General features: G+C 71.3%; 18 protein-coding genes. 10 read left to right on the forward strand and 8 right to left on the reverse strand.

Annotated elements, in window-relative coordinates; translation table 11 throughout:
- Positions 1-8 precede the first annotated feature (8 nt).
- Positions 9-1,493 (reverse strand): replicative DNA helicase, encoded by a 1,485-nt coding sequence (dnaB, locus tag ABEB06_RS19555; protein ID WP_425559786.1) that lies wholly within the window; start codon positions 1,491-1,493, stop codon positions 9-11.
- Positions 1,494-2,056: 563 nt separating this feature from the next.
- Between dnaB and ABEB06_RS19560 the strand changes: the two genes are divergently transcribed.
- Positions 2,057-3,412, forward strand: a complete 1,356-nt coding sequence (locus ABEB06_RS19560) for an MATE family efflux transporter (RefSeq protein ID WP_345698157.1) — start codon at positions 2,057-2,059, stop codon at positions 3,410-3,412.
- A gap of 109 nt (positions 3,413-3,521) precedes the next feature.
- Here the strand turns inward: ABEB06_RS19560 and rplI are convergent, their stop codons facing one another.
- The 4 genes from rplI to rpsF all read right to left on the reverse strand — a co-directional run bounded on the left by rplI (position 3,522) and on the right by rpsF (position 5,269).
- Entirely contained in the window at positions 3,522-3,968 is a 447-nt protein-coding gene (rplI, locus tag ABEB06_RS19565; protein WP_345698158.1) for a 50S ribosomal protein L9, read from the reverse strand.
- A 17-nt stretch (positions 3,969-3,985) separates the two neighbouring features.
- On the reverse strand, positions 3,986-4,222 hold the full coding sequence (rpsR, locus tag ABEB06_RS19570; protein WP_030270170.1) for a 30S ribosomal protein S18: 237 nt from the start codon (positions 4,220-4,222) through the stop codon (positions 3,986-3,988).
- A 62-nt stretch (positions 4,223-4,284) separates the two neighbouring features.
- A complete protein-coding gene (locus ABEB06_RS19575; protein ID WP_345698159.1) occupies positions 4,285-4,872 on the reverse strand; it encodes a single-stranded DNA-binding protein in 588 nt (195 codons plus the stop codon).
- A 106-nt stretch (positions 4,873-4,978) separates the two neighbouring features.
- Positions 4,979-5,269, reverse strand: a complete 291-nt coding sequence (gene rpsF / locus ABEB06_RS19580; protein WP_345698160.1) for a 30S ribosomal protein S6 — start codon at positions 5,267-5,269, stop codon at positions 4,979-4,981.
- A 230-nt stretch (positions 5,270-5,499) separates the two neighbouring features.
- Between rpsF and ABEB06_RS19585 the strand changes: the two genes are divergently transcribed.
- From ABEB06_RS19585 to ABEB06_RS19595, 3 genes are all read left to right on the forward strand, one after another.
- A complete protein-coding gene (locus ABEB06_RS19585; RefSeq protein ID WP_345698161.1) occupies positions 5,500-5,796 on the forward strand; it encodes a hypothetical protein in 297 nt (98 codons plus the stop codon).
- Between the two features lie 184 nt (positions 5,797-5,980).
- Complete coding sequence (locus ABEB06_RS19590; RefSeq protein ID WP_345698162.1) at positions 5,981-7,099, forward strand: lipid II:glycine glycyltransferase FemX; 1,119 nt, start codon at positions 5,981-5,983, stop codon at positions 7,097-7,099.
- 37 nt (positions 7,100-7,136) lie between these two features.
- Positions 7,137-8,174: an alanine racemase gene (locus tag ABEB06_RS19595; RefSeq protein WP_345698163.1), complete on the forward strand. Its 1,038-nt coding sequence runs from the start codon at positions 7,137-7,139 to the stop codon at positions 8,172-8,174.
- Between the two features lie 15 nt (positions 8,175-8,189).
- On the opposite strand, the gene ABEB06_RS19600 is transcribed toward ABEB06_RS19595, so the two are convergent.
- On the reverse strand, positions 8,190-9,743 hold the full coding sequence (locus ABEB06_RS19600; protein ID WP_345698164.1) for a glycosyltransferase family 87 protein: 1,554 nt from the start codon (positions 9,741-9,743) through the stop codon (positions 8,190-8,192).
- Between the two features lie 140 nt (positions 9,744-9,883).
- Complete coding sequence (locus ABEB06_RS19605; protein ID WP_345698165.1) at positions 9,884-12,484, reverse strand: transglycosylase domain-containing protein; 2,601 nt, start codon at positions 12,482-12,484, stop codon at positions 9,884-9,886.
- A 271-nt stretch (positions 12,485-12,755) separates the two neighbouring features.
- Here ABEB06_RS19605 and ABEB06_RS19610 point away from each other — a divergent pair, with 271 nt between their 5' ends.
- The 4 genes from ABEB06_RS19610 to ABEB06_RS19625 all read left to right on the forward strand — a co-directional run bounded on the left by ABEB06_RS19610 (position 12,756) and on the right by ABEB06_RS19625 (position 16,992).
- On the forward strand, positions 12,756-13,376 hold the full coding sequence (locus tag ABEB06_RS19610) for a PadR family transcriptional regulator (RefSeq protein WP_345698166.1): 621 nt from the start codon (positions 12,756-12,758) through the stop codon (positions 13,374-13,376).
- 129 nt (positions 13,377-13,505) lie between these two features.
- Positions 13,506-14,588, forward strand: a complete 1,083-nt coding sequence (locus tag ABEB06_RS19615) for an inositol-3-phosphate synthase (protein ID WP_345698167.1) — start codon at positions 13,506-13,508, stop codon at positions 14,586-14,588.
- A gap of 113 nt (positions 14,589-14,701) precedes the next feature.
- Complete coding sequence (locus tag ABEB06_RS19620; protein ID WP_345698168.1) at positions 14,702-15,994, forward strand: MFS transporter; 1,293 nt, start codon at positions 14,702-14,704, stop codon at positions 15,992-15,994.
- A 116-nt stretch (positions 15,995-16,110) separates the two neighbouring features.
- A complete protein-coding gene (locus ABEB06_RS19625; protein WP_345698169.1) occupies positions 16,111-16,992 on the forward strand; it encodes an LppU/SCO3897 family protein in 882 nt (293 codons plus the stop codon).
- A 63-nt stretch (positions 16,993-17,055) separates the two neighbouring features.
- Here ABEB06_RS19625 and ABEB06_RS19630 read toward each other — a convergent pair whose 3' ends face one another.
- Entirely contained in the window at positions 17,056-18,477 is a 1,422-nt protein-coding gene (locus tag ABEB06_RS19630) for a CCA tRNA nucleotidyltransferase (protein ID WP_345701908.1), read from the reverse strand.
- A 332-nt stretch (positions 18,478-18,809) separates the two neighbouring features.
- Here ABEB06_RS19630 and ABEB06_RS19635 point away from each other — a divergent pair, with 332 nt between their 5' ends.
- Together ABEB06_RS19635 and murJ are read left to right on the forward strand one after the other, a co-directional pair.
- Entirely contained in the window at positions 18,810-21,101 is a 2,292-nt protein-coding gene (locus tag ABEB06_RS19635; protein WP_345698170.1) for a DUF6049 family protein, read from the forward strand.
- Between the two features lie 47 nt (positions 21,102-21,148).
- Entirely contained in the window at positions 21,149-23,386 is a 2,238-nt protein-coding gene (gene murJ, locus ABEB06_RS19640; RefSeq protein ID WP_345698171.1) for a murein biosynthesis integral membrane protein MurJ, read from the forward strand.
- Positions 23,387-23,490 lie beyond the last annotated feature (104 nt).

Consider the following 23,490-nt stretch of genomic DNA (forward strand, 5'->3'; position numbering starts at 1 on the left):
CGGACGGATCAGGTGACGTCCCGGGTCATGTCGACGAAGCGCGAGTAGTGGCCCTGGAAGGCGACCGTGATCGTCGCGGTGGGGCCGTTGCGGTGCTTGGCGACGATCAGGTCGGCCTCGCCCGCCCGCGGGGACTCCTTCTCGTACGCGTCCTCGCGGTGCAGCAGGATGACCATGTCGGCGTCCTGCTCGATCGAGCCGGACTCGCGGAGGTCGGAGACCATCGGCCGCTTGTCGGTGCGCTGCTCGGGGCCACGGTTCAGCTGCGAGAGCGCGATGACCGGGAGCTCCAGCTCCTTGGCGAGCAGCTTGAGGTTACGGGACATGTCCGAGACCTCCTGCTGACGGTTCTCGGCCCGTCGGGAGCCGCCGGACTGCATCAGCTGGAGGTAGTCGATGACGACCAGGCGGATGTCGTTGCGCTGCTTGAGCCGGCGGCACTTGGCCCGGATCTCCATCATCGACAGGTTGGGCGAGTCGTCGATGAACAGCGGCGCGTTGGTGACGTCCGGCATCCGCCGGGCGACCCGGGTCCAGTCGTCGTCCGTCATGTTGCCGGAGCGCATGTGGTGCAGGGCCACCCGGGCCTCGGCGGAGAGCAGGCGCATGGCGATCTCGTTGCGCCCCATTTCGAGCGAGAAGATCACGCTCGGCAGGTTGTTGTGGATCGAGCAGGCCCGCGCGAAGTCCAGCGCCAGCGTCGACTTGCCCATGGCGGGACGGGCCGCGATGACGATCATCTGGCCGGGGTGGAGGCCGTTGGTGAGCTGGTCGAAGTCGGCGAAGCCGGTCGGCACCCCGGACATCTCTCCGTTGCGGGAGCCGATCGCCTCGATCTCGTCGAGGGCGCCCTCCATGATGTCCGCGAGCGGGGCGTAGTCCTCGTTGGTGCGCTGCTCGGTGACCGCGTAGATCTCGGCCTGGGCGGCGTTGACGATCTCGTCCACGTCGCCCTCGGCGGCGTAGCCCATGCCGGCGATCCGGGTGCCGGCCTCGACCAGGCGGCGCAGCACGGCACGCTCGTGGACGATCTCGGCGTAGTACTCGGCGTTGGCCGCGGTCGGGACGGAGTTGACCAGGGTGTGCAGGTAGGAGGCGCCGCCGACGCGGGCCAGCTCGCCGCGCTTGGTCAGCTCGCCGGCGACGGTGATCGGGTCGGCGGGCTCGCCGCGCGCGTACAGGTCGAGGATCGCGCCGTGGATGAGTTCGTGGGCCGGCCGGTAGTAGTCGGCGGGCTTGAGCACCTCGACCACGTCGGCGATGGCGTCCTTGGAGAGCAGCATGCCGCCGAGCACCGACTGCTCGGCCGCGAGGTCCTGCGGGGGGACGCGTTCGAAGCCCTCGCCGGAGCCGCCGCGGTCCTGGTCGCGGTCGCCGTCCCGGTCGCGCCGGTCGCCCTTGCCGCCGTACCCGCCCTTGCCGCCGAAGCCCTGGCCGCCCTGGCCCTGCCCGTCGCGCTTGGAGAAGCCGCCCTCGCGCCGTCGGACGGGCAGCCGGTCGCCGGGGCCGTCGGGGAAGCCGTCCGGGGAGAAGGCGTCGTCGGACGGCTGCCAGTCGTCCTCCGGCGGCGGGGGGACGTCGTGGTCGTCGAACTGGGGGCCGGTCACGCGAAATCCCCGATCAGCAGTGGTGCGGTTGTGGTGCGGGCCTGTCCTGGCGCACCCTCTTTCTTACGCCACCGGGCGGACAACTCCGGCCCCCGGTGGGCGGTGTCGCGCAGCCACCCCAGGTCTTGTCGCGGCCCACGCTACGGCCGTTGGGCGGGTTCCACCAAGATGGTTATCCACAGGCTGTGTGGATAAGTTCGCCGCCGCTGTGGAGAACTGGCCCAAAGCTGTGAACAACCCTGTGGATACCTCTGTGGATAACCACACCATCAGCCCAGCGTCAACCCGCTGACCAGCAATGACTTCCCCCATTCGGCTGTGCATGAGAATTTCTTCACACGTGCGGGGAGGCGCTCGCCACACCATCCGCCGGTACGTTCGATCAAGATTTCGAGTAATGGACGAAGCTCCGTTGCGCCACTTACCTGTGGATGAGTACGCTGGCCTCCATGACGACCGCCACCGACCGCCGCCCCGAGCGCGCCCCACGCCAGGACCGCCGCCGGTACGACCGCGAGATCCTCGCCCTGGCGGTGCCGGCCTTCGGCGCGCTGGTCGCCGAGCCGCTCTTCCTGATGGCGGACGCCGCGATCGTCGGCCACCTCGGCACGGCCGAGCTGGCCGGCTTCGGCATCGCCGCCACCGCGCTCGCCGCCGTGGCCGGGATCTTCGTGTTCCTGGCGTACGCCACCACCGGCGCGGTGGCCCGCCGGGTCGGCGCCGGCGACCGCCGGGCCGCCATCCAGCAGGGCGTCGACGGCATCTGGCTGGCCCTGGCCCTCGGCGCCGGCATGGTGGTGCTCACCCTGGCCCTCGCCCCGCAGGCCGCCGCCCTGCTCGGCGCCTCCCCCACCGCCGCCCCGCACGCGGTCACCTACCTGCGGATCAGCGCCCTGGGCGTGCCCGCGATGCTGATGGTGCTGGCCGCCACCGGCGTGCTCCGCGGCCTGCAGAACACCCGGACGCCGCTGGTCGTCGCGGTCTCCGGATTCACCGCCAACATCCTGCTCAACCTGACCCTGGTGCACGGCGCCGGGCTCGGCGTGGCCGGCTCCGCCTGGGGCACCGTGCTGGCCCAGACCGGCATGGCCGGCGCCTACCTGTGGGTGGTCGTCCGCGGCGCCCGCCGGGAGGGCGCGAGCCTGCGGCCGGACCGGGCCGGCATCCGGGCCTGCGCCAGGGCCGGCGGCCCGCTGATGCTGCGCACCCTCAGCCTGCGGGCGGTGCTGCTGCTGGCCACCGCCGTGGCCGCCGGGCTCGGCGACGCCGAGATGGCGGCCCACCAGATCACCATGACGGTGTGGAGCTTCGTGGCCTTCGCGCTGGACGCCATCGCGATCGCCGGGCAGGCCATCATCGGCCGCCACCTGGGCGCCGGTGACGTACCTGGCACCCGGGCGGCCACCCGGCGGATGGTCGAGTGGGGCGTCGGCTCCGGCGTGCTGCTCGGCCTGCTGATGGTGCTGGCCCGGCCGCTGTACGTGCCGCTCTTCACCTCGGACCCGGCGGTGCAGCACCAGCTGTCGGCGGTGCTGCTGCTGGCCGCGCTCACCCAGCCGCTGGGCGGCCTGGTCTTCGTGCTGGACGGGGTGCTGATGGGCGCCGGGGACGGCACCTACCTGGCCTGGGCGATGCTGGCCACCCTGGTGGTCTTCGCCCCGGCGGCGCTCGCCGTCCCGGCGCTGGGCGCCGGCGTGGTCGGCCTGTGGTGGGCGATGAACCTCTTCATGCTGGTCCGCGCGGCGCTGATGGCCTGGCGGGCGCGCGGCGGCAAGTGGCTGGTCACCGGCGCGGTCCGGGCCTGAGCCGTCCGGACCCGAGCGGTCACGGCCCGGCGGGCCTGTCCGCCACCGCGAACGACCGAGGGCCGGACTCCCGAAGGAGTCCGGCCCTCAGCACTGGCTACCGGGTGGCTCAGCCGGCCACAACGTTGACGTTGAGGTCGGCCTTGACGTCGGCGTGCAGCTTGACCGAGACCTTGTGGCTGCCCACGGTCTTGATCGGCGAGGCGATCGCGACGGCGCGCTTGTCCACGGCCGGGCCGTCGGCGGCCTTGATGGCCTCGACGACGTCGGCCTGGGTCACCGAGCCGAACAGGCGGCCGGCGTCGCCGGAGCGGACGGCCAGCTTGACCTGGAGGGCCTCCAGCTTGGCCTTGACCTCGTTGGCGGCCTCGAGGGTCTGGATGGCGTGGATCTTCCGGGCGCGACGGATGGCGTCGACGTCCTTCTGACCGCCCTTGGTCCAGCGGATGGCGAAGCCACGCGGGACCAGGTAGTTGCGGGCGTAGCCGTCCTTGACCTCGACGACCTCGCCGGCGCTGCCGAGACCGGGGACCTCGTGAGTGAGGATGATCTTCATTCTTCGGTCACCCTCTCTTAGCGCGTGGTGGAGGTGTAGGGCAGCAGGGCCATCTCACGGCTGTTCTTCACGGCCGTGGCGACGTCACGCTGGTGCTGGGTGCAGTTGCCGGTGACCCGGCGGGCACGGATCTTGCCGCGGTCGGAGATGAACTTCCGCAGCAGGTTCGTGTCCTTGTAGTCAACGTAGTTGACCTTGTCCTTGCAGAAGACGCAAACCTTCTTCTTCGGCTTGCGAGCAGGCGGCTTCGCCATCATGTGCTCCAGTGGGTACGAAATCTGTCAGCGATACCGGGCGTGGGCCCGGCCCGCACCGTTTAGAACGGGGGCTCTTCCGAGTAGCCGCCGCCGGACGGGGCACCCCAGCCGCCGCCACCCTGGTTGCCACCAGAGGGAGCGCTGGACGCCCAGGGGTCGTCGGAGGGGCCGGACTGACCGCCGGAGTTTCCACCCCAGCCGCCGCCCTGCTGGCCGCCGCCGTAACCGCCGCCGCCCTGCTGACCGCCGCCGAAGCCACCGCCGCCGCCGGGACCGCCGGAGCGGTTGGCGCGGGTGACCTTGGCGGTCGCCGAGCGCAGGCTCGGGCCGACCTCGTCGACCTCGACCTCGAAGACCGTCCGCTTCTCGCCTTCCTTGGTCTCGTAAGACCGCTGGCGCAGTCGGCCCTGCACGATGACGCGCATGCCGCGCTGCAGCGACTCGGCCACGTTCTCCGCCGGCTGACGCCAGACGTTGCACGTGAGGAAGAGGCTCTCGCCGTCCTTCCACTCGTTCGTCTGACGGTCGAAGGTGCGCGGGGTCGAAGCGATACGGAACTTCGCCACCGCGGCACCCGACGGGGTGAAGCGCAGCTCGGGGTCGTCGACGAGGTTGCCGACGAGGGTGATGACGGTCTCGCCTGCCATGTGGTGATGACCTCTCGGAAAAGGAGTTCTGCGGTGCTCGTCAGCGATGTTTCACGTGAAACATCGGACGTGAGCCACCTGGCGCCCTAGGGCGTCAGGGAAGGGCTCAGTGGGTGTCCGGGCGCAGGACCTTGGTCCGCAGAACCGACTCGCTCAGGCTGAGCTGGCGGTCGAGCTCCTTGACGACCTCAGGCGTGGCCTTCAGGTCGATGACCGAGTAGATGCCCTCGGACTGCTTGTTGATCTCGTACGCCAGACGGCGACGACCCCAGGTGTCGACCTTCTCGACCTTGCCGCCACCGGTGCGGACAACGTTGAGGAAGTTCTCGATCAGCGGGGCGACAGCGCGCTCCTCGACCGACGGGTCGAGGATGACCATCAGCTCGTAGTGACGCATGTGGAACCCACCTCCTTTGGACTCAGCGGCCACGGTCTCTCCGTGGCAGGAGGGTTGTGCAGCGTCGGCACCGGCGAGAGGGCATGAGAAGCCACCCCTACACCAGTGCAGAGAACTCAGCCTACCGGGTGGCACCCACAGCGAACAAAACACTTCCGGGGTTGTGATCAGGGACATATCCGACGCAATCTGGACGGAACGGCAAGCGTCCTCCCTCAGGAGGTGGGTCCATGTCACAGGTCATCCGCGGGATGCCCCCGCTCACCCTCAACACCGACGGCCACCCGCACCCGCGGGAGAACACCCTGGTGGTGCTGGCCGCCGTCCTCGGGCTGCTGTCCTTCGTCACCACGTTCTTCTACAGCCTGCACATCCTCAGCTCGTGGACCGGGCTGATCGGCATCGTCCTGGCGGTGGCCGCGCTGTGGAGCTCGGTCACCACGGCCGAGCGGTTCGTCACGGTGATCGCGCTCGGTGCGGCTTCGGTCGGTTTCTATCTCGGAATCGCCCACGGCGGCCTGATCTAGGCGCACGACGGCCCGCCGGTGCCGCATCCGGCGACCGAACCGCACGACACGTAACCTCGGACGCCCTCTCCGCGTAGTACCTAGGCGGAGAGGGCGTCGCCACGTGGCCAGGCCATGCCGAAACGGACCATTCGGGCGATAGGGTCACCCCTGGATCGGCCGACCGAGGAGGAGCGAGGACAGCATGAGCCTGCGTCTGCGGACGATTTCCCGCAAGGAACACCTGGCGTTCATCGAGAGCCGGCCGTCGGCCAGCCACATGCAGGTCCCGTCCTGGGCGGATGTGAAGGCCGAGTGGCGCTCCGAGAGCCTGGGCTGGTTCGACCCGGCGGGCGAGCTCGTCGGCGCCGGGCTGGTGCTCTACCGCCAGCTGCCCAAGGTGAAGCGCTACCTCGCCTACCTGCCCGAGGGGCCTGTGATCGACTGGTTCGACCGCGACCTCGAGCAGTGGCTGGAGCCGATGCTGGCGCACCTGAAGTCGCAGGGCGCCTTCTCGGTGAAGATGGGCCCGCCGGTGGTGGTCCGACGCTGGGAGGCCTCCACCATCAAGGAGGCGATCGCCTCCAAGGAGGCCAAGCGGCTGCGCGACGTGGAGCCGGACTGGTACGAGCCGCGCGCCTTCGAGGTGGCCGACCGGCTGCGCAAGGCCGGCTGGCTGCAGGGCGAGGACGGCGGGGCCGGCTTCGGCGACGTCCAGCCCCGGTACGTCTTCCAGGTGCCGCTGGCCGGCCGCTCGCTGGACGACATCCAGAAGGGCTTCAACCAGCTCTGGCGGCGCAACATCAAGAAGGCCGAGAAGAGCGGCGTCGAGGTGGTCCAGGGCGGCTACGACGACCTCGCGGTCTTCCACCAGCTGTACGTGGTCACCGCCGAGCGCGACCACTTCACCCCGCGTCCGCTGGCCTACTTCCAGCGGATGTGGAAGGCGCTGACCGACGAGGACCCCAACCGGATGCGGCTGTACATCGCGTACCACGAGGGCGAACCGCTGGCCGCGACCACCATGCTCGTCGTGGGCGAGCACGTCTGGTACTCCTACGGCGCCTCCGCCAACCACAAGCGCGAGGTCAAGCCCTCCAACGCGGTCCAGTGGCGGATGATCCGCGACTCGTACGCGCTCGGCGCCGGGCTGTACGACCTGCGCGGGATCAGCGACACGCTCGACGAGGACGACCACCTCTTCGGCCTGATCCAGTTCAAGGTCGGGACCGGCGGGCAGGCCGCCGAGTACCTCGGCGAGTGGGACTTCCCGCTGAACAAGCTGCTGCACAAGGCGCTTGACCTCTACATGTCGCGGCGCTGATCCGCCGTCGGATCCGAACTCCCGGGGAGAGTCACCGATGACCCTGTCGATGTACGTGGACGCCGCCCGCTGGCGGGCCCACCAGCGGGCGATGCTCGCCGAGTTCCCCGGGCTGGTGCCGGTCGCCAAGGGCAACGGGTACGGGTTCGGCAACGTGCGGCTGGCCGCCGAGGCGGCCGGGCTGGGCAGCCCGGTGCTGGCGGTCGGCACCGTCCGGGAGGCCGTCGAGGTGGCCGGGGCCTTCCCCGGCGACCTGCTGGTGCTGACCCCGTACCGGGTCGGCGAGGAGGAGTCCGGGCTGCCGGCCGGCCGGGTGGTGCGGACGGTGGCGCACTCCGAGGCGCTGGCCTCGGTCGCGCCGGGCACCCGGGTCGTGGTGGAGTGCATGACCTCGATGCGCCGGCACGGCGTCTCCCGCGCCGACCTGGGCCGGCTGCCGGTCGGGCGGGCCGTGCTGGAGGGCTTCGCGCTGCACCTGCCGCTGGACCGGCCGGACGGGTCCGACCCGGTGGCGGAGGTGTCCGAGTGGGTGCGGGCGATCGCCGCCGCCGGCCTGCCCACCGCCACGGTCTACCTCAGCCACCTCGGCGCCCGGGACGTCGCCCGGCTCGCCGGGCTCTTCCCGGACACCGTCTTCCGCTCCCGGATCGGCACCCGGCTGTGGCTGGGCGACGTCGAGGCGCTGAGCTCCCGGGCGACCGTGCTGGACGTGACCCCGGTGGCGCGCGGCGACCGGTACGGCTACCGCCAGCACAAGGCGCCGTCCGACGGCCACCTGCTGGTGGTCACCGGCGGCACCGCGCACGGCGTCGGGCTGGAGGCGCCCAAGTACGTGCACGGGATGGTGCCCCGGGCCAAGGGCCTGGCCCGGGCCGGCCTCGCCACCGTCAACCGGACGCTCTCGCCCTACTCCTGGCAGGGCCGACAGCTGTGGTTCGCCGAGCCGCCGCACATGCAGGTGTCGATCCTCTTCCTGCCGGGCGACTCCAAGCCCCCGGCGGTGGGTGACGAACTGCCGCTGGTCGTCCGTCACACCACCACCCACTTCGACCGGGTCGAGGACCGCCCGGCGTGATCCCGGGGTGAGGGCCTAGCGCTTGCTGGGCTCCGCCTCGGCGAGCCAGTCGGGTTCGCCCACGGGGGCGTACGCGGCGTAGGTCTCCTCCTCGCGCAGGCGGCGGGCGGAGCCGAGGACGAAGGCGTCCGGGGCGTGGTCGAGGACGCCCCCGGACGGGTCGTCGCTGCCGTCCCAGCGGACCGGGTCGCGCTCCGGCTGGAGGATGTCGCGGACCACCAGGTAGCAGAGGTACAGCGTGCCGACCAGGTGGACGACGATCGCCAGGTGGTACCAGTCCTGGCCGATGCCGTGCTGCTTGGAGTCGCCGGAGTAGGCCAGGTACGACCAGACGCCGAGGAAGTACAGCACCTCGCAGGCCTGCCAGATCAGGAAGTCCCGCCAGCGCGGCCGGGCCAGCGCGGCGAGCGGGATCAGCCAGAGCACGTACTGCGGCGAGTAGACCTTGTTGGTGAGCACGAAGGCGGCGACCACCAGGAAGGCCAGCTGGGCGAAGCGCGGCCGGCGCGGGGCGCTGACGGCCAGCCAGCCGACGCCCAGGCAGCACAGCACCAGCAGGGCGCCGATCCAGGTGTTGAGGGTCTCCAGCTGCTTGCCGCGGTCCTGCATCAGGATCAGCCAGAAGGAGCCGAAGTCCTCCTTGCGGGTCTGGCTGAAGGTGTAGAAGGTCGCCCAGCCCTTCCAGTTGGCCATCATGATCGGCAGGTCGACCAGCAGCCAGGCGCCGACCGCGCCGCCGGCCGCCTGGAAGAAGGCCCGCCACTTGCCGGCGCGCCAGCACAGCACCAGGAGCGGGCCGAGCAGCAGGACGGGGTAGAGCTTCGCGGCGGTGGCCAGGCCGATGAACACGCCGGCCCAGACCGGGCGGGAGCCGGACCAGTAGGCCATCGCGACGGCGCACAGCGCGACCGCCAGCAGGTCCCAGTTGATGGTGGAGTCCAGCGCCAGGCAGGGGGCCAGGGCGAACAGCAGCGCGTCCCAGGGGCGGCGGCGGTGGATCCGGGAGAGCGCCACCACGGTGACCACCGCGCAGATCATCAGCATCCCGGCGTTGACCATCCAGAACCACTGCTCGCGGTCCTGCACGGTGCCGTTGGGCGTGGTGAGCCAGGCGGCCACCTGCATGAAGAGGCCGGTGAGCACCGGGTACTCGAGGTACTGCATGTCCGGCGAGGGCTGCGGCAGCTGGTCCAGGTACGGGTGCAGCCCGCTGGCGAAGCCGCGGCCCGAGAACAGGTGCGGGATGTCGCTGTAGCAGGCGTGCGTGTACTGGGTGGTGGCGCCGTGGAACCAGCCGTCCTCGTAGCAGGGCGCCTTCTGGGCGAGGCCCAGCACGAAGGTCACGATGACGACCAGGACCAGGAACTTGGCCGGCGTCCACCAGCTCACGCCGAGCAGGGCGCGCCGTCCGGGCGGGCCGCCGAACAGCTCGCTGCCTGCGGCGGAGACCGGGTCCTCGTCCGCGGGGACGACCACGGTGTTGGGCAGCGGTCCCTCGCTCGGCCCCTCGGTCGGCCCGTCGGCGGGCCCGGGGGTCTCGTCACGCGTGCTCGACGTCATGGCGCACATCCTGCCGCACCGCTCCCCCGCCGAGCGAGCCCCTGACCCGAGTCGGCCCCGAGTGGCACAGACCACTCGACCGCGCGCGGAGACGGGAACGGCCGAGGGCGGCCCCTCCCTTCCGGGAGGAACCGCCCTCGGTGGCACCGCTACTGTCCGGCTCCGCCGGCCGCCGGTGGGGCGGTGGTGGTGTCGGTCGGGCTGGGTGTCTTGGTGGGGGTGGGCTTTCCGCCGCCACCGCCGGGGGACCGGCTGGGCGGGCAGAGTCCGAGCAGGCAGCTCGGCGAGGAGCTGGGGCTGGGGCTGGTGCTCGGGCTCGGTCCGCTGCTGGCACTCGGGCTCGCCTCGGCCGTGGCGGTCGGCGTGGCGGTCGGCGAGGCCGAGTCGGACGGCGAGGCCGACGCGCTGACCGGGGCTCCGGAGGAGTCGACCTTCTCGCCGAACGGCTCGGAGACCGGGAAGTCCTTCGGCTGGCCCGGACCGACCACCTTCATGTAGCGGGTGAAGATGTCGGCGGGGAAGTCACCACCGTGGATCTCGCTCTTGCCCGCGGTGCCGTCCAGCGAGAGCAGACCGGGCTTGCCCGGCTCCTCGCGCCACATGCCGACCGAGGTGGCCAGGCTCGGCGTGTAGCCGACCCACCAGGCCGAGGTGCCGGCGTCGGTGGTACCGGTCTTGCCCGCCACCGGGAAGCCGAGCTCCCGGGTCTTGCTGCCGGTACCGTTCTTCGCCACGTTCTGCAGCACGTCGGTGATGGTGTCGGCGACCGGCTGGTCCAGCGCGGTCTTCGCCGGGGCCTTGGTGAACTGCGGCAGCTCCTTGCCCTTCTCGATCACCTTGGCCACCGAGTACGGGTCGGTCTGCTGGCCGCGGGCGGCGAACACCGAGTAGGCCGAGGCCATCCGGATCGCGCTCGGGGTCGAGGTGCCGAGCGGGAAGGTGAGGGTCGAGGACGGCGCCAGGCTCTCCTTGCGCAGACCCAGCTTGATCACCATGTCCTCGACGTTCTTGCCGCCGACGTCCTGGCCGAGCTGCACGAACGGCACGTTGTACGAGTACTGCATGGCCGTCTTCAGCGAGACGTAGCCCTTCTTGCCCGGGCTGCTGTTGCGCTGCTTGTACGGCTTGCCGTCGTCGCCCATGACGGGCGTGCCGTCCTTCTTGTAGATCTGCGCCATGTCGTCGGCCAGGTACAGCGACTCGGGGCTGATCCGGGCCGGCTTGCCGTCCTCGCCCTGCTTGGTGAGCACGCCGGTCTGCATGGCGGTCGCCAGGACCAGCGGCTTGAAGGTCGAGCCGACCGGGATGCCGGTGCCGTCGGCGTTGTTGGTGTAGTGCCCGTTCTCGATGCCGGCGCCGCCGTAGATCGCCACGATCGCGCCGTCGTTCGGGACCACCGAGGCGGCGCCGATCTGGACGAACTTGTCCTCGTTGCGCTTGTCCGGCTTCAGCGTCTGCGCCTGGAAGTCGTCCACGGCCTTCTTCAGCGACTCCACCTTGTCCTTCTGGAAGGTGGTGTAGATGCTGTAGCCGCCGCGGTCGATGGAGGCCTGCGGGATGCCCTTGGCCGCCAGGTACTTGTTGGCGGTCTCGACGAGGTAGTAGACCTCGCCGTTCATGTTCGCCGAGGCCTTCTGCTTGATCGGCTCCGGGAAGTCGGCGCACTTGGCGCGCTGGTCGGCGGTGAGCGCCTTGGTGATCACCATCCGGTCCAGGATCCACTTCCAGCGGTCCACGGCGCGCTGGTGGTTGGCCGGGATCGACGGGTCGTAGAGGGCCGCGCCCTTGAGCAGGCCGGCCAGCATGGCGCCCTGACAGGCGTTCAGGTCCTTGGCGTCCACGCCGTAGTAGGCCTGGGCCGCGGCCTGGATGCCGGTGGCGCCGCGGCCGTACCAGGCGGTGTTCAGGTACCCGGTGAGGATCTCGTCCTTGGTCTTGTCGCCGTTGAGCTTCAGGGTGATGAAGAATTCCTTCATCTTGCGGGTGAGGGTCTGGTCCTGGCTCAGGTAGGCGTTCTTCACGTACTGCTGGGTGATGGTCGAGCCGCCCTGGGTCTCGCCACCGGTCGCCATGTTGTAGACGGCGCGGGCGATGCCCTTCGGGTCGATGCCGCTGTCGCTGCGGAAGGTCTCGTTCTCCGCCGCGATCACCGCGTCCTGGGCCTCCCGGCTGATCGCCGAGAGCTCGACCAGCTGGCGGTTGGTGTCGCCCTTGCGGGTCATCTCCGAACCGTCGGCCCAGTAGTAGATGTTGTTCTGGTCGTGGATGAAGTCCTTCGGGTCCGGCACCGGCGTCATCGCGTACGCCGCGCCGACCGCGGCCACGCCGCCGCCGAAGAAGATCAGGAACAGGCTGAGGACCTGCTTCCACGAGGGCACCCAGCGCCGGAAGCCGGTCTTGCCGAACCGCGGGTAGTCGACGAGGCGCTTCTTGCCGGGTCGGCCGCCGCGGCCGGCCGGAGCGGTGCCCGCGCCGCGGCGTCCGCCGCCGGCACCCGAACCGTCACCGGCGCCACCGCCCCTGCGGCCCTGCCTGCGCATCTCGGCCCGGGTCATCCGGGGCTGCTGGGCGGTCTCCCGCGCACCGCGCCGGATGCCCTCCGAGCGCAGCTCGTCGCGGTTCTGGCCGCGGCCGTAGCTGGGAGCGCCCTCCACCGGGGTGCCGTAGGCGTACGGACGCCCGCTGTCAGGCCCGTGGCCCGGGGGCTGCTCGCCGCCCGGGTTGTTCGGCCTCCGCCGCTGTCCGCTCATCTCTCAGCCACTCCTCGGTACCCGCAGGTGGTCCTCGTGCACACGCGACAGCGTACGCACCCCTGAAACCACACCAATCGGACATCCGAGACCAAGACCCACAAACCGATGCCCGATCATTACACGCCCGTTGCCGAACACCTTGTGATCACCTTCACGCGTGCCCCCCTTGCCCGTTCCGTTACCCGGGTTTACTGTTCTCGATATATCGAGCCGATACATCGGCGCGACACATCGCTTCGGCATACTGGGGAGAAGGGAGGCGGACGGCATGAGCAGACGCTCCGGCGTTCTGGAATTCGCCGTCCTCGGCCTGCTCCACGACGCGCCGATGCACGGATACGAGCTGCGCAAGCGGCTCAACGTCCTGCTGGGCTCGTTCCGGGCCTTCTCCTACGGCACGCTCTACCCCTGCCTGAAGAGCCTGGTCGCCCAGGGTTTCCTGGTCGAGGACAACCCGGATGTCGAGTACGTCCCGGCCACCGCGCTCAACGGCAAGCGGTCGAAGATCGTCTACCGGCTCTCCCCGGAGGGCAAGGAGCGCTTCGAGGAGCTGCTGGCCGAGTCGGGTCCGGAGGCCTGGGAGGACGAGCACTTCGGTGTCCGCTTCGCCTTCTTCGGTCAGACCGACCGGGCCGTCCGGATGCGCGTCCTGGAAGGACGCCGCAGCCGGCTGGAGGAGCGGCTGGAGCGGATGCGCAGCTCGATCGCCCGTACCCGCGAACGGTTCGACGACTACACGCTGGAGCTCCAGCGCCATGGTCTGGAATCGGTGGAGCGCGAGGTCCGCTGGCTCAACGAGCTGATCGAGACCGAGCGGGCCACCCGGACGGCGCGCGCCTCGGATCCGCCGGGGCACGACCAACCGGGGCGCTCCGGCACGGAGCACTGAACCTGCGCGTCGGCCCCGTGCCCGCAGCAGGCGAGGGCGCTCCGCGCGCCCGTCAGACAGTCAGAACAGATGTTGAACGAGGAACCACCGCACCACGGTGGACCTCATGAGATTCAGGGAGCAACCGGAATGGGTTCGGTTCGCGTAGCCATCGTCGGCGTGGGCAACTGCGCCGCCTCGCTGGTGCAGGGTGTCGAGTACTACAAGGACGCCGACCCGGCCGGTAAGGTCCCGGGCCTGATGCACGTGCAGTTCGGCGACTACCACGTCAGCGACGTGGAGTTCGTCGCCGCCTTCGACGTCGACGCCAAGAAGGTCGGCTTCGACCTGGCCGACGCCATCGGCAACAGCGAGAACAACACCATCAAGATCTGCGACGTGCCGCCGACCGGCGTCACCGTGCAGCGCGGCCACACCCTCGACGGCCTGGGCAAGTACTACCTGGAGACCATCGAGGAGTCCGACGAGGCCCCGGTCGACGTCGTCCAGGTCCTGAAGGACCAGCAGGTCGACGTCCTGGTCTGCTACCTGCCGGTGGGCTCCGAGGCCGCCGCCAAGTTCTACGCCCAGTGCGCCATCGACGCCAAGGTCGCCTTCGTGAACGCCCTCCCGGTGTTCATCGCCGGCACCAAGGAGTGGGCGGACAAGTTCACCGAGGCCGGCGTGCCGATCGTCGGTGACGACATCAAGTCCCAGGTCGGCGCCACCATCACGCACCGCGTGATGGCGAAGCTCTTCGAGGACCGCGGCGTCATCCTCGAGCGCACCATGCAGCTGAACGTCGGCGGCAACATGGACTTCAAGAACATGCTCGAGCGCGAGCGCCTGGAGTCCAAGAAGATCTCCAAGACCCAGGCCGTCACCTCGCAGATCCGCGACCGCGAGCTGGGCTCCAAGAACGTCCACATCGGCCCGTCCGACTACGTCGCGTGGCTCGACGACCGCAAGTGGGCGTACGTCCGCCTCGAGGGCCGCGCGTTCGGCGACGTCCCGCTGAACCTCGAGTACAAGCTCGAGGTCTGGGACTCCCCGAACTCGGCCGGTGTCATCATCGACGCCGTGCGCGCCGCGAAGATCGCCAAGGACCGCGGCATCGGTGGCCCGATCCTGTCGGCGTCCTCGTACTTCATGAAGTCCCCGCCGGTGCAGTACTTCGACGACGAGGCCAAGGAGAACGTCGAGAAGTTCATCCGCGGCGAGGTCGAGCGCTGAGCGCTGAGCCTCACGCTCTCGTTGTGACCGGGGCCCCGACCGTCAGGTCGGGGCCCCCGTCCGTTGGCCGATGTTTCACGTGAAACATGCACCGGGCGTGGCACCCTTGGCGGGTGATCACCGAACGGGCACCTGAAGGGACCGGCCTGCGCGCGCTGCTGCGCGGCCAGGACTTCCGCCGGCTGCTGGCCGTCCGGATGCTCTCCCAACTCTCCGACGGCGTCTTCCAGGTCTCGCTGGCGGTCTTCGCGATCTTCTCCCCGGAGAAGCAGTCCTCCCCCGCCGACATCGCCGCCGTCCTGGCCGTGATGCTGCTGCCGTTCTCGGTGATCGGCCCGTTCGCCGGCGTGATGCTCGACCGCTGGCGCCGCCGCCAGGTGCTGCTCTTCGGCAACCTGGCCCGGTTCGGACTGGGCCTGGCCACCGCCGCCCTGCTGCTGGGCAAGACACCCGAGTGGCTGTTCCTCACCGCCGCACTGCTGGTCACCGCGCTCAACCGGTTCATCCTGGCGGGTCTCTCCGCCGCCCTCCCCCTGGTCGTCCGCCCGGTCGAACTGGTCACCGCCAACGCGGTCTCCCCCACCCTGGGCACCGTCGCGGCCGCCGGCGGCGCCGGCATCGGCTTCCTGGTCCACCAGGTGCTGCCCACCGGCCGGGGGACCGACGCCCTGCTGGTCACCGTGGCCGCCCTGCTCTACCTCTCCGCCGCGCTCGCCGCCCAGCGGATCGACCGAGAGCTGCTGGGACCGGAACTCCACCCCGACCGGCCGGCGCTGCGCGAGGCGCTCGCCACTGCCTGGCGCGGACTGCTCGCCGGCGTGCGCCACCTGGTCAGGGACTGCCGGCCCGCGGTGCACGCGCTGGCCGCCGTCACCGTCGCCCGGTTCTGCTACGGCGTCCTGATCGTCATGGTGCTGCTGCTCTCGCGGTACACCTTCAACAGCGGCGCCGACGTCGACGGCGGACTCGCCAGCTTCGGCCGGGCCGTCGTCTGCTCGGCCGTCGGCTTCTTCCTCGCCGCCGTGATCAGCCCCTGGTGCACCCGACGGCTCGGCCTGGCGGGCTGGATGACGACCTGTCTGGCCTCCGCCGCGCTCTTCGTCCCCGCGCTCGGACTGGCCTTCGCCGAGGTCCCGACCATGCTCGCCGCGCTGCTGCTCGGGGTGGTCACCCAGGGCACCAAGATCTGCGCCGATACCCTGGTCCAGGAGTCCGTCGAGGACGAGTACCGGGGCCGCGTCTTCGCCCTCTACGACGTGCTGTTCAACGTCTCCTTCGTGGCCGCGGCCGGTGTCACCGCCGTCGTCCTGCCGCTCGACGGGCGCTCCGCGGCGGTCGTCCTCGGTGTCGCCGGGGTGTACGCGCTCGGGGCGCTGCTCTACTTCCGTTCGGCGCGCCGCAAGTGAGGCGTCACCAGGGCTGACCGGCCGGAAGGCCGCGGGGAAGGGAACCTGGTGCCGCGCCGTCTTCGGCTACCGATAGCATCTGCGCCTCACCAAACGCCTCAATCGGGGGAAGTCTCATGTCCACGCCGCCCCAGTCGCCCTACGGCGCCACCCCGCCGCCCGCGCCCAACCCGTACGCCACCGGCGCCCCGGTCCCGCCGCAGCCCGGCTACGGCGCGACCCCGCCGCAGGCACCGCCGCCGCTCGCGTACGGCGTGCCCGGCCAGGCCGACCCGCAGCAGCAGGCCTACGGCGCGATGCCCGGCCAGGCCTTCGGCCAGCCGGCGCCCGGCTTCGGCGGGATGCCGCAGCCCGGGTACGGCCCCTCCTGCCGCTTCTGCGGCGGCATGCCGGCGGTGGACGCCACGATCCGCGGCCACCAGGGCCTGATCGTGATCATGAAGTTCCTGAAGCTCCAGGGCCCGTTCTGTCGCACCTGCGGCATCGCCGCGCACCGCGACATGACCGCCAAGAGCCTGCTCCAGGGCTGGTGGGGCATCGGCTCGGCGATCATCAACCCGATCACCATGCTGATCAACCTGCCGCAGCGCGCGAAGATCAACAAGCTGCCGGAGCCCGCCCCGGGCGCCCCCGGCATGCCGATGAACCCCGGCAAGCCGCTGCTCCAGCGCCCGGCCGCGCTCGGCTTCCTGCTCCCGATCATCGCGCTGGTCCTGATCATCGTCGCCGCCGTCAACGCGCCCACCACGCCGCGCTCCGCCGCCGTCGGCGACTGCGTCCACAACCGTCACGTCGCGGCGTCCGACAGTGGCGACGACCACCCGGACGTGGTGGTCCTGCCCTGCAGCGACCCCAAGGCCGAGGCGCGGATCGTCGGCAAGGTCGACGGCACCGCCAACGCCGAGACGGCCTGCAAGAAGTTCGCCGACGCGGACGGCTACTACACCGAGGAGCGGGGCTCCCGGAAGTACACCCTCTGCCTGCACTTCACCAAGTAACCCCGCGGCACCGCCCGGGCCCGCCGCTCCCCCACGGGGACGCGGCGGGCCCGCGGCGTTCGCTCACTGCTGCTGCGCCCACCACTCCCGCAGGGCGGCGACGGCCGCGTCGTGGTCCATCGGGCCGTGCTCCAGACGGAGTTCCAGCAGGTGCTTGTAGGCCTTGCCGACCTGCGGGCCCGGCTTGAGGCCGAGGATCCCCATGATCTCGTTGCCGTCGAGCGCGGGGCGGATCGAGTCGAGCTCCTCCTGCGCCTTGAGCTTCTCGATCCGGTCCTCGAGCGAGTCGTAGGTGCGGGCGAGCGCCGCCGCCTTCTTCTTGTTACGCGTGGTGCAGTCGGAGCGGGTCAGCCTGTGCAGGCGCTCCAGCAGCGGGCCGGCGTCGGTCACGTAGCGGCGGACCGCGGAGTCGGTCCACTCGCCGCCGCCGTAGCCGTGGAAGCGCAGGTGGAGCTCGACCAGCCGGGAGACCTCCTCGACCATCTCCTTGGAGTACTTGAGGTCGCGCATCCGCTTGCGGGTCATCTTGGCGCCGACCACCTCGTGGTGGTGGAAGGAGACCCGGCCGTCGGCCTCGAAGCGGCGGGTCCGCGGCTTGCCGATGTCGTGGAGCAGCGCGGCCAGCCGCAGCACCAGGTCGGGCCCGTCGGTCTCCAGGGCGATCGCCTGCTCCAGGACGGTGAGCGAGTGCTCGTAGACGTCCTTGTGCCGGTGGTGCTCGTCGGTCTCCAGCTTCAGCGCGGGCAGCTCGGGCAGCACGTGGTCGGCGAGGCCGGTGTCCACCAGCAGCCGCAGGCCCTTCACCGGGTGGGCGGCCAGCAGCAGCTTGTTGAGCTCGGCCTGGACCCGCTCGGCGGAGACGATGGTGATCCGCTCGGCCATCGCGGTCATCGCCTCGACCACGTCCGGCGCCGGGTCGAAGTCCAGCTGGGCGGCGAAGCGGGCGGCGCGCATCATCCGCAGCGGGTCGTCCGAGAAGGACTCCTCCGGAGTGGCGGGCGTGCGCAGCACCCGCGCCTCCAGGTCCTCCAGGCCGCGGTGCGGGTCGACGAAGCCGCGCCCCGGCAGGTCGACGGCCATCGCGTTGACGGTGAAGTCCCGGCGCACCAGGTCCTGCTCGATGGTGTCGCCGTAGGTCACCTCGGGCTTGCGCGAGGTGCGGTCGTACGCCTCGCAGCGGTACGTGGTGATCTCGATCAGGAAGGAGCCGTCGCCGGTGTCCTTGCGCGCGCCGACGGTGCCGAAGGCGATGCCCACGTCCCAGACCGCGTCCGCCCAGCCCTTGACCAGCTTGAGGACCTGCTCCGGCCGGGCGTCGGTGGTGAAGTCGAGGTCGTTGCCGAGCCGGCCCAGCAGGGCGTCCCGGACCGAGCCGCCGACCAGCGCCAGGCGGTGGCCCGCGGCCTGGAAGCGGCTCGCGATCTCGTCGGCGACCGGGGAGACCCGCAGCAGCTCCTGGAGGCCGAGGGTCTGCGCCTCGGTCAGCCCCGGGAGGGCCGCCGGGCCGGCGGCGGTGGAATGATTGGCGCTGGACGCGTTGGCAGTGGACACGGCTCACAAGGGTACGTGCCCGGCCTCCCCCGCCGCTTTCGTGTTTCCCTCCCCGCGGGTGCCCGGCCGCACCACCCGGGCCACCCGGTCAGCTCCGGGCCCGCAACACTGCGGGCCCGGCAACCTCGTTACCATGCCGGGGGACGCTCCCTCGGGGGCCCGGTGTGCGCCGCGGGCGACCCGCGGCGGTGCGTGAAGTGATCGAACACGATCGAGAACGGCGAGGACGCGTGGACGAGCGGACCGGGCGGAGCGTTGCGGGGCGCGTGCTTCGCGGACGGCGCACGGCGGCCAGGGCCGCCGCCGCACTGCTGGCGGGCGGGCTGATCACGGCCGCCGCCACCCCGGCGCTGGCCCTCCCCGACCTGGTGGTCACCGCCTCCCCCGACTTCCCGGCCCAGGTGGAGATCACCTCGGTCACCCCGCGGACCGCCGACGGCGGCAGCGTCACCATCACCGGGAAGATCACCAACTCCGGCCGGTCCACTCTGAAGTCGCCGTCGGTCGCGGTCCGCGCCCCGTACCAGTCGCGCCCGCTGAAGACCCGCAGCGACCTCAACCTGGTCGCCACCCGCACCGCGCCGGTCACCCAGGACGGCGCCGACCTGCCGCACCCGACCCAGGACCTCGGCGACCTCGAACCCGGCCGGAGCGCGACCTTCACGCTCCCCTCCGTCGCGGTGGCCGACCTGGAGATCAAGTCCGCGGGCGTGTACGAGCTCGCGGTGGACGTCCGCGGCACCACCGACGGGCAGAAGGCCCACTCGGTCGGCATCGGCCGGACCTTCCTGCCCCACCAGAACGGCTCCACCGCCAAGCCGACCCAGCTCTCGGTGGTCTGGCCGATCACCCACAGCCCGGACCTGGTCGCCCAGACCATGCCCGACAACGACCAGATGCCGGTGCTGCGCGACGACAGCCTGGTCGGCGAGCTCGTCGGCGGCCGGCTGGACCAGCTGGTCACCATCGGCGCCGACCTGCCCGGCCTGACCTGGGTGATCGACCCGGACCTGCTGGACACCGTGTACGCGATGACCAAGCCCTACCGGGTGCAGAAGCCGGGCACCGGCGGCGAGTCCGCGCGTGAGGACAACACCGTCCCCGGCACCGGCAAGGACGCCGCCACCGCGTGGCTGGCCAAGCTCCGCACCGCCGTCGCCAAGGCCGGCGACCAGGTCGTCTCGCTGCCCTACGCCGACCCCGACCTGGCCTCGATCGCGCACAACGGCGCCGGGCTGAACGGCATGGACACCGCGCTGCGCAAGGCGTCGACCGCCGGCCAGGTCACCGCCGAGGGCCGGCTCGCGGTCGACGTGAAGTCGAACGTGGCCTGGCCGTACCAGGGCTGGCTGGACAAGGCGACCGCGGCCACCGCCGGCACCGCCGGCGGGCAGCTGCTGCTGGTGAACGGCGACAGCATGCCCGAGTCCCGGGACCTCACCTACACCCCCTCCGCCGCCCGTCCGGTCGGCAACGGGCAGACCGCGGTGGTCGCCGACCCGACCGTCTCCGCGCTGTTCCAGGGAGACCTGGCCACCGACACCGCCCGCACCGGCGCGGTGCAGCGCTTCCTCGCCGAGACCATGATGATCACCGGGCAGGAGCCGGAGCACCAGCGCACCCTGCTGGTGCTGCCGCCGCGCTCGCTGACCACCGGCACCGCCACCGCCCTGCACGACGCCGTGCTGGGCGCCAGGAGCGGCGGCTGGATCGCCCCCGTGAACCTGGAGACGGTCGCCACCGCCGCCGCCGACCCGTCGGCCAACACCGCCGTGCCGGACGGCTACTCGCGCGAGCTGGCCGGCTCCGAGCTGTCCGCCGGCGAGCTGGCCGACACCATGGCCGTCCAGGACGGCCTGGACCAGCTGATGGTGATCCTCACCCAGCCGCAGCGGGTGCGCGGCCCGTTCAGCGCGGCGATGGTCCGCTCGATGTCCACCCAGTGGCGCGACCAGCCGAAGGCCGGCTCGCAGTACCGGGTCGGCGTGCACAACTACCTGGACGGGCTGAGGGCCGCGGTCAAGGTGCCGAGCAAGGCAACCGTCACGCTCCCAGGTGACAACGCGACCCTGCTGGTCAGTGTGAAGAACGACCTCACCCAGGCGGTCGGCAACCTGGAGCTGCGGCTCACCTCCAGCCAGCTCAACCGCCTCAACGTCGGCGACAAGCAGCCCGTGGTGCTCGACGCCATGACCAGCCGCACCTTCCGCTTCCCCGCCGAGGCCCAGGTCAACGGTCCGGTCCAGGTGACCGCCCAGCTGTGGACCACCGGCCCCGACGCGCAGAAGTACGGCGCCCCGGTCACCTTCACCGTCGAGGTCACCTCGGTGTCCAGCGGCGTCTGGTACGTGATCGGCGGCGGCCTGGTGCTGATGGTGCTGGCCGGCCTGCGGTTCACCCTGCAGCGCCGCAAGCGCGCCGCGAACGGCGAGGCGGACGAGGACCCCGAGCGCCCGGCGGACGCCCCGGCCGCGGAGGACGGCGACGGACCGGCCGCCGACCCGCAGGCGTCGGTTGACCCCGATCGGGTCGCCGGTGATGAGAAGGTGGATCACTGAGGCTGCCCCAGCCCGGGCGCCCCACCTTCTAGCCCTGGATTGGTGGCATGAACGAGCGGAGTGAGCGACCGGCTCAGGACGACTGGTACGTGGCCGACACCTACGCCCGCGACCCGTACGCCGACGAGGTGTTCGAGGACAGCACCGGGCCCGACCCGTACGGCAGGGCCGCCGCCGTCACCGACGTCACGGAGGAGCCCGCCGCCGCGGTCCCGGGCCAGGCGGACCGAGCCCCGGACGCCACGCTCCACCTGACCGCCCCCGCCGCCCGCTGGGCCGGCGCCACCTCTCCCGCCGAGCCCGCCGCCCCGGCCCCGGCGACCGCGCCGGAGCACCCCGCGGAGCATCCCGACGCCCGCTGGTCGGTGCCCGAGGAGCCGGTCGAGTACGTCGGCGTCGACACCCTGCTCAGCGGCGGTCCGGCCACCGCTCCCGGCCCGGCCGCCGGAGCCGAGGACGGATCCGGGACCGGGGCCGAGCCGCCCGCCGACGGCCACCCGTACGTCCCGCCGATCGAGTTCGACCCGCCGCTGTCCGAGGAGGAGGCGTTGATCCAGGCCACCGCCGCGGTGGCCGAGGCCAACGCCACCGACGACGGCACCCCGCGGCCGCCCGCCGAGCCCACCGGCGGCGGTGGCGGCGGCCGGGTCGCGGGCCTGCTCAACTCCAGCGCCGTGATGGCCGCCGGCACCCTGGTCTCCCGCGGCACCGGCTTCCTGCGCACCATGGTGATCGCCGCCGCGATCGGCGTCGGCACCATGGGCGACTCGTACAACGCCGCCAACACGCTGCCCACCCTGCTCTACATCCTGATCGGCGGCGGCGCGCTGAACGCGGTCTTCGTGCCGCAGCTGGTGCGCGCCATGAAGAGCGACGAGGACGGCGGCACCGCCTACGCCAACCGGCTGCTCACCCTGGTGATGACGGGCCTGGCCGGCGTGGTCTTCGTCTCGGTGCTGGCCGCGCCGGTGCTGGTCCAGCTGATCTCGCACTCGCTGATGCGCGACCAGGCCAGCGCCGACACCACGGTCGCCCTCGCCCGCTACTGCCTGCCCACCATCTTCTTCATGGGCGTGCACGTGGTGATGGGCCAGATCCTCAACGCCCGCGGCCGGTTCGGCGCGATGATGTGGACGCCGGTCCTCAACAACATCGTGGTGATCTTCACCTTCGCGATGTACATCGCCGTCTACGGCACCTTCGAGACCAGCCAGGTCACCCCGGCGACCGTCACCCCCGAGGGCGTCCGGCTGCTCGGCATCGGCACCCTGCTCGGCCTCGCCGTCCAGGCCCTGTCGATGATCCCGTACCTGCGCGCCTCCGGGTTCCGCTTCCGGCCGCGCTTCGACTGGCGCGGCCACGGCCTCGGCAAGGCCGCCCGGCTGGCCAAGTGGACCTTCCTGTTCGTCCTCGCCAACCAGGCCGGGTACCTGGTGGTCACCCAGCTCGCCACCGCCTCCGGCCAGGCCGCCGAGGACAAGGGCTACCTGGGCGTCGGCCTCGCCGCCTACTCCAACGCCCTGCTGATCTGGCAGCTGCCGATGGCGGTGATCACCGTCTCGGTGATGAGCGCCGTCCTGCCCCGGCTCTCCCGCGCCGCCGCCGACCACGACTCCGGCGCCGTCCGTGACGACCTGTCGTACGGGCTGCGCACCTCCGCGGTGGCGATCGTCCCGGCCGCCTTCCTGTTCCTCGCGCTCGGCCCGGTGATCGGCTCGGCCATCTACGGCCTCGGCAACGGCGGCGCGGTCGCCCACGGCACCACCGCGGTCGGCTTCATGCTCTCCGCCTTCGCCCTCGGCCTGATCCCGTACTCCGTCCAGTACGTGCTGCTGCGCGGCTTCTACGCCTACGAGGACACCCGGACCCCGTTCTCCAACACCGTCTGGGTCGCCGCCAGCCAGGCCGGCACCGCGGTGCTGTGCTGGCTGGTGCTCCCCCCGCAGTGGGCCGTCACCGGAATGGCCCTGGGCTACGGACTCTCCTACGCGGTCGGCGTGGCCGTCGCCGTCCCCAAGCTGAAGGTCAGGATCGGCGGACTGGACACCGCCCGGATCGCCAAGACCTACGTCCGCCTGGCCATCGCCTCGCTGCCCGCCGCCGCGGTCGGCGTGGTCGTCGAACTGCTGCTGTGGAACCTGCTCGACGGCTGGTCGGGCAGCGTCCTCACCCTGCTGGTCGCGGGCGGCGCCCAGCTCGGCGTCTTCCTCCTGCTGGCCCGCCGGATGCGGATCGAGGAGCTCGGCGCCCTCACCTCGATGGTCCGCCGGCGCCTCGGACGCTGACCGGACGTCAACCGTTCGCCCGGATCCCCCGAATGTGCGTGATCACGCAACCACCCGGCCCCCTCATCGGTCGTACCAGGGGACGAGAAGTGGGCACAATTGAC

The sequence above is a fragment of the Kitasatospora terrestris genome (genome assembly GCF_039542905.1).
Classification (GTDB): Bacteria; Actinomycetota; Actinomycetes; order Streptomycetales; family Streptomycetaceae; genus Kitasatospora; species Kitasatospora terrestris.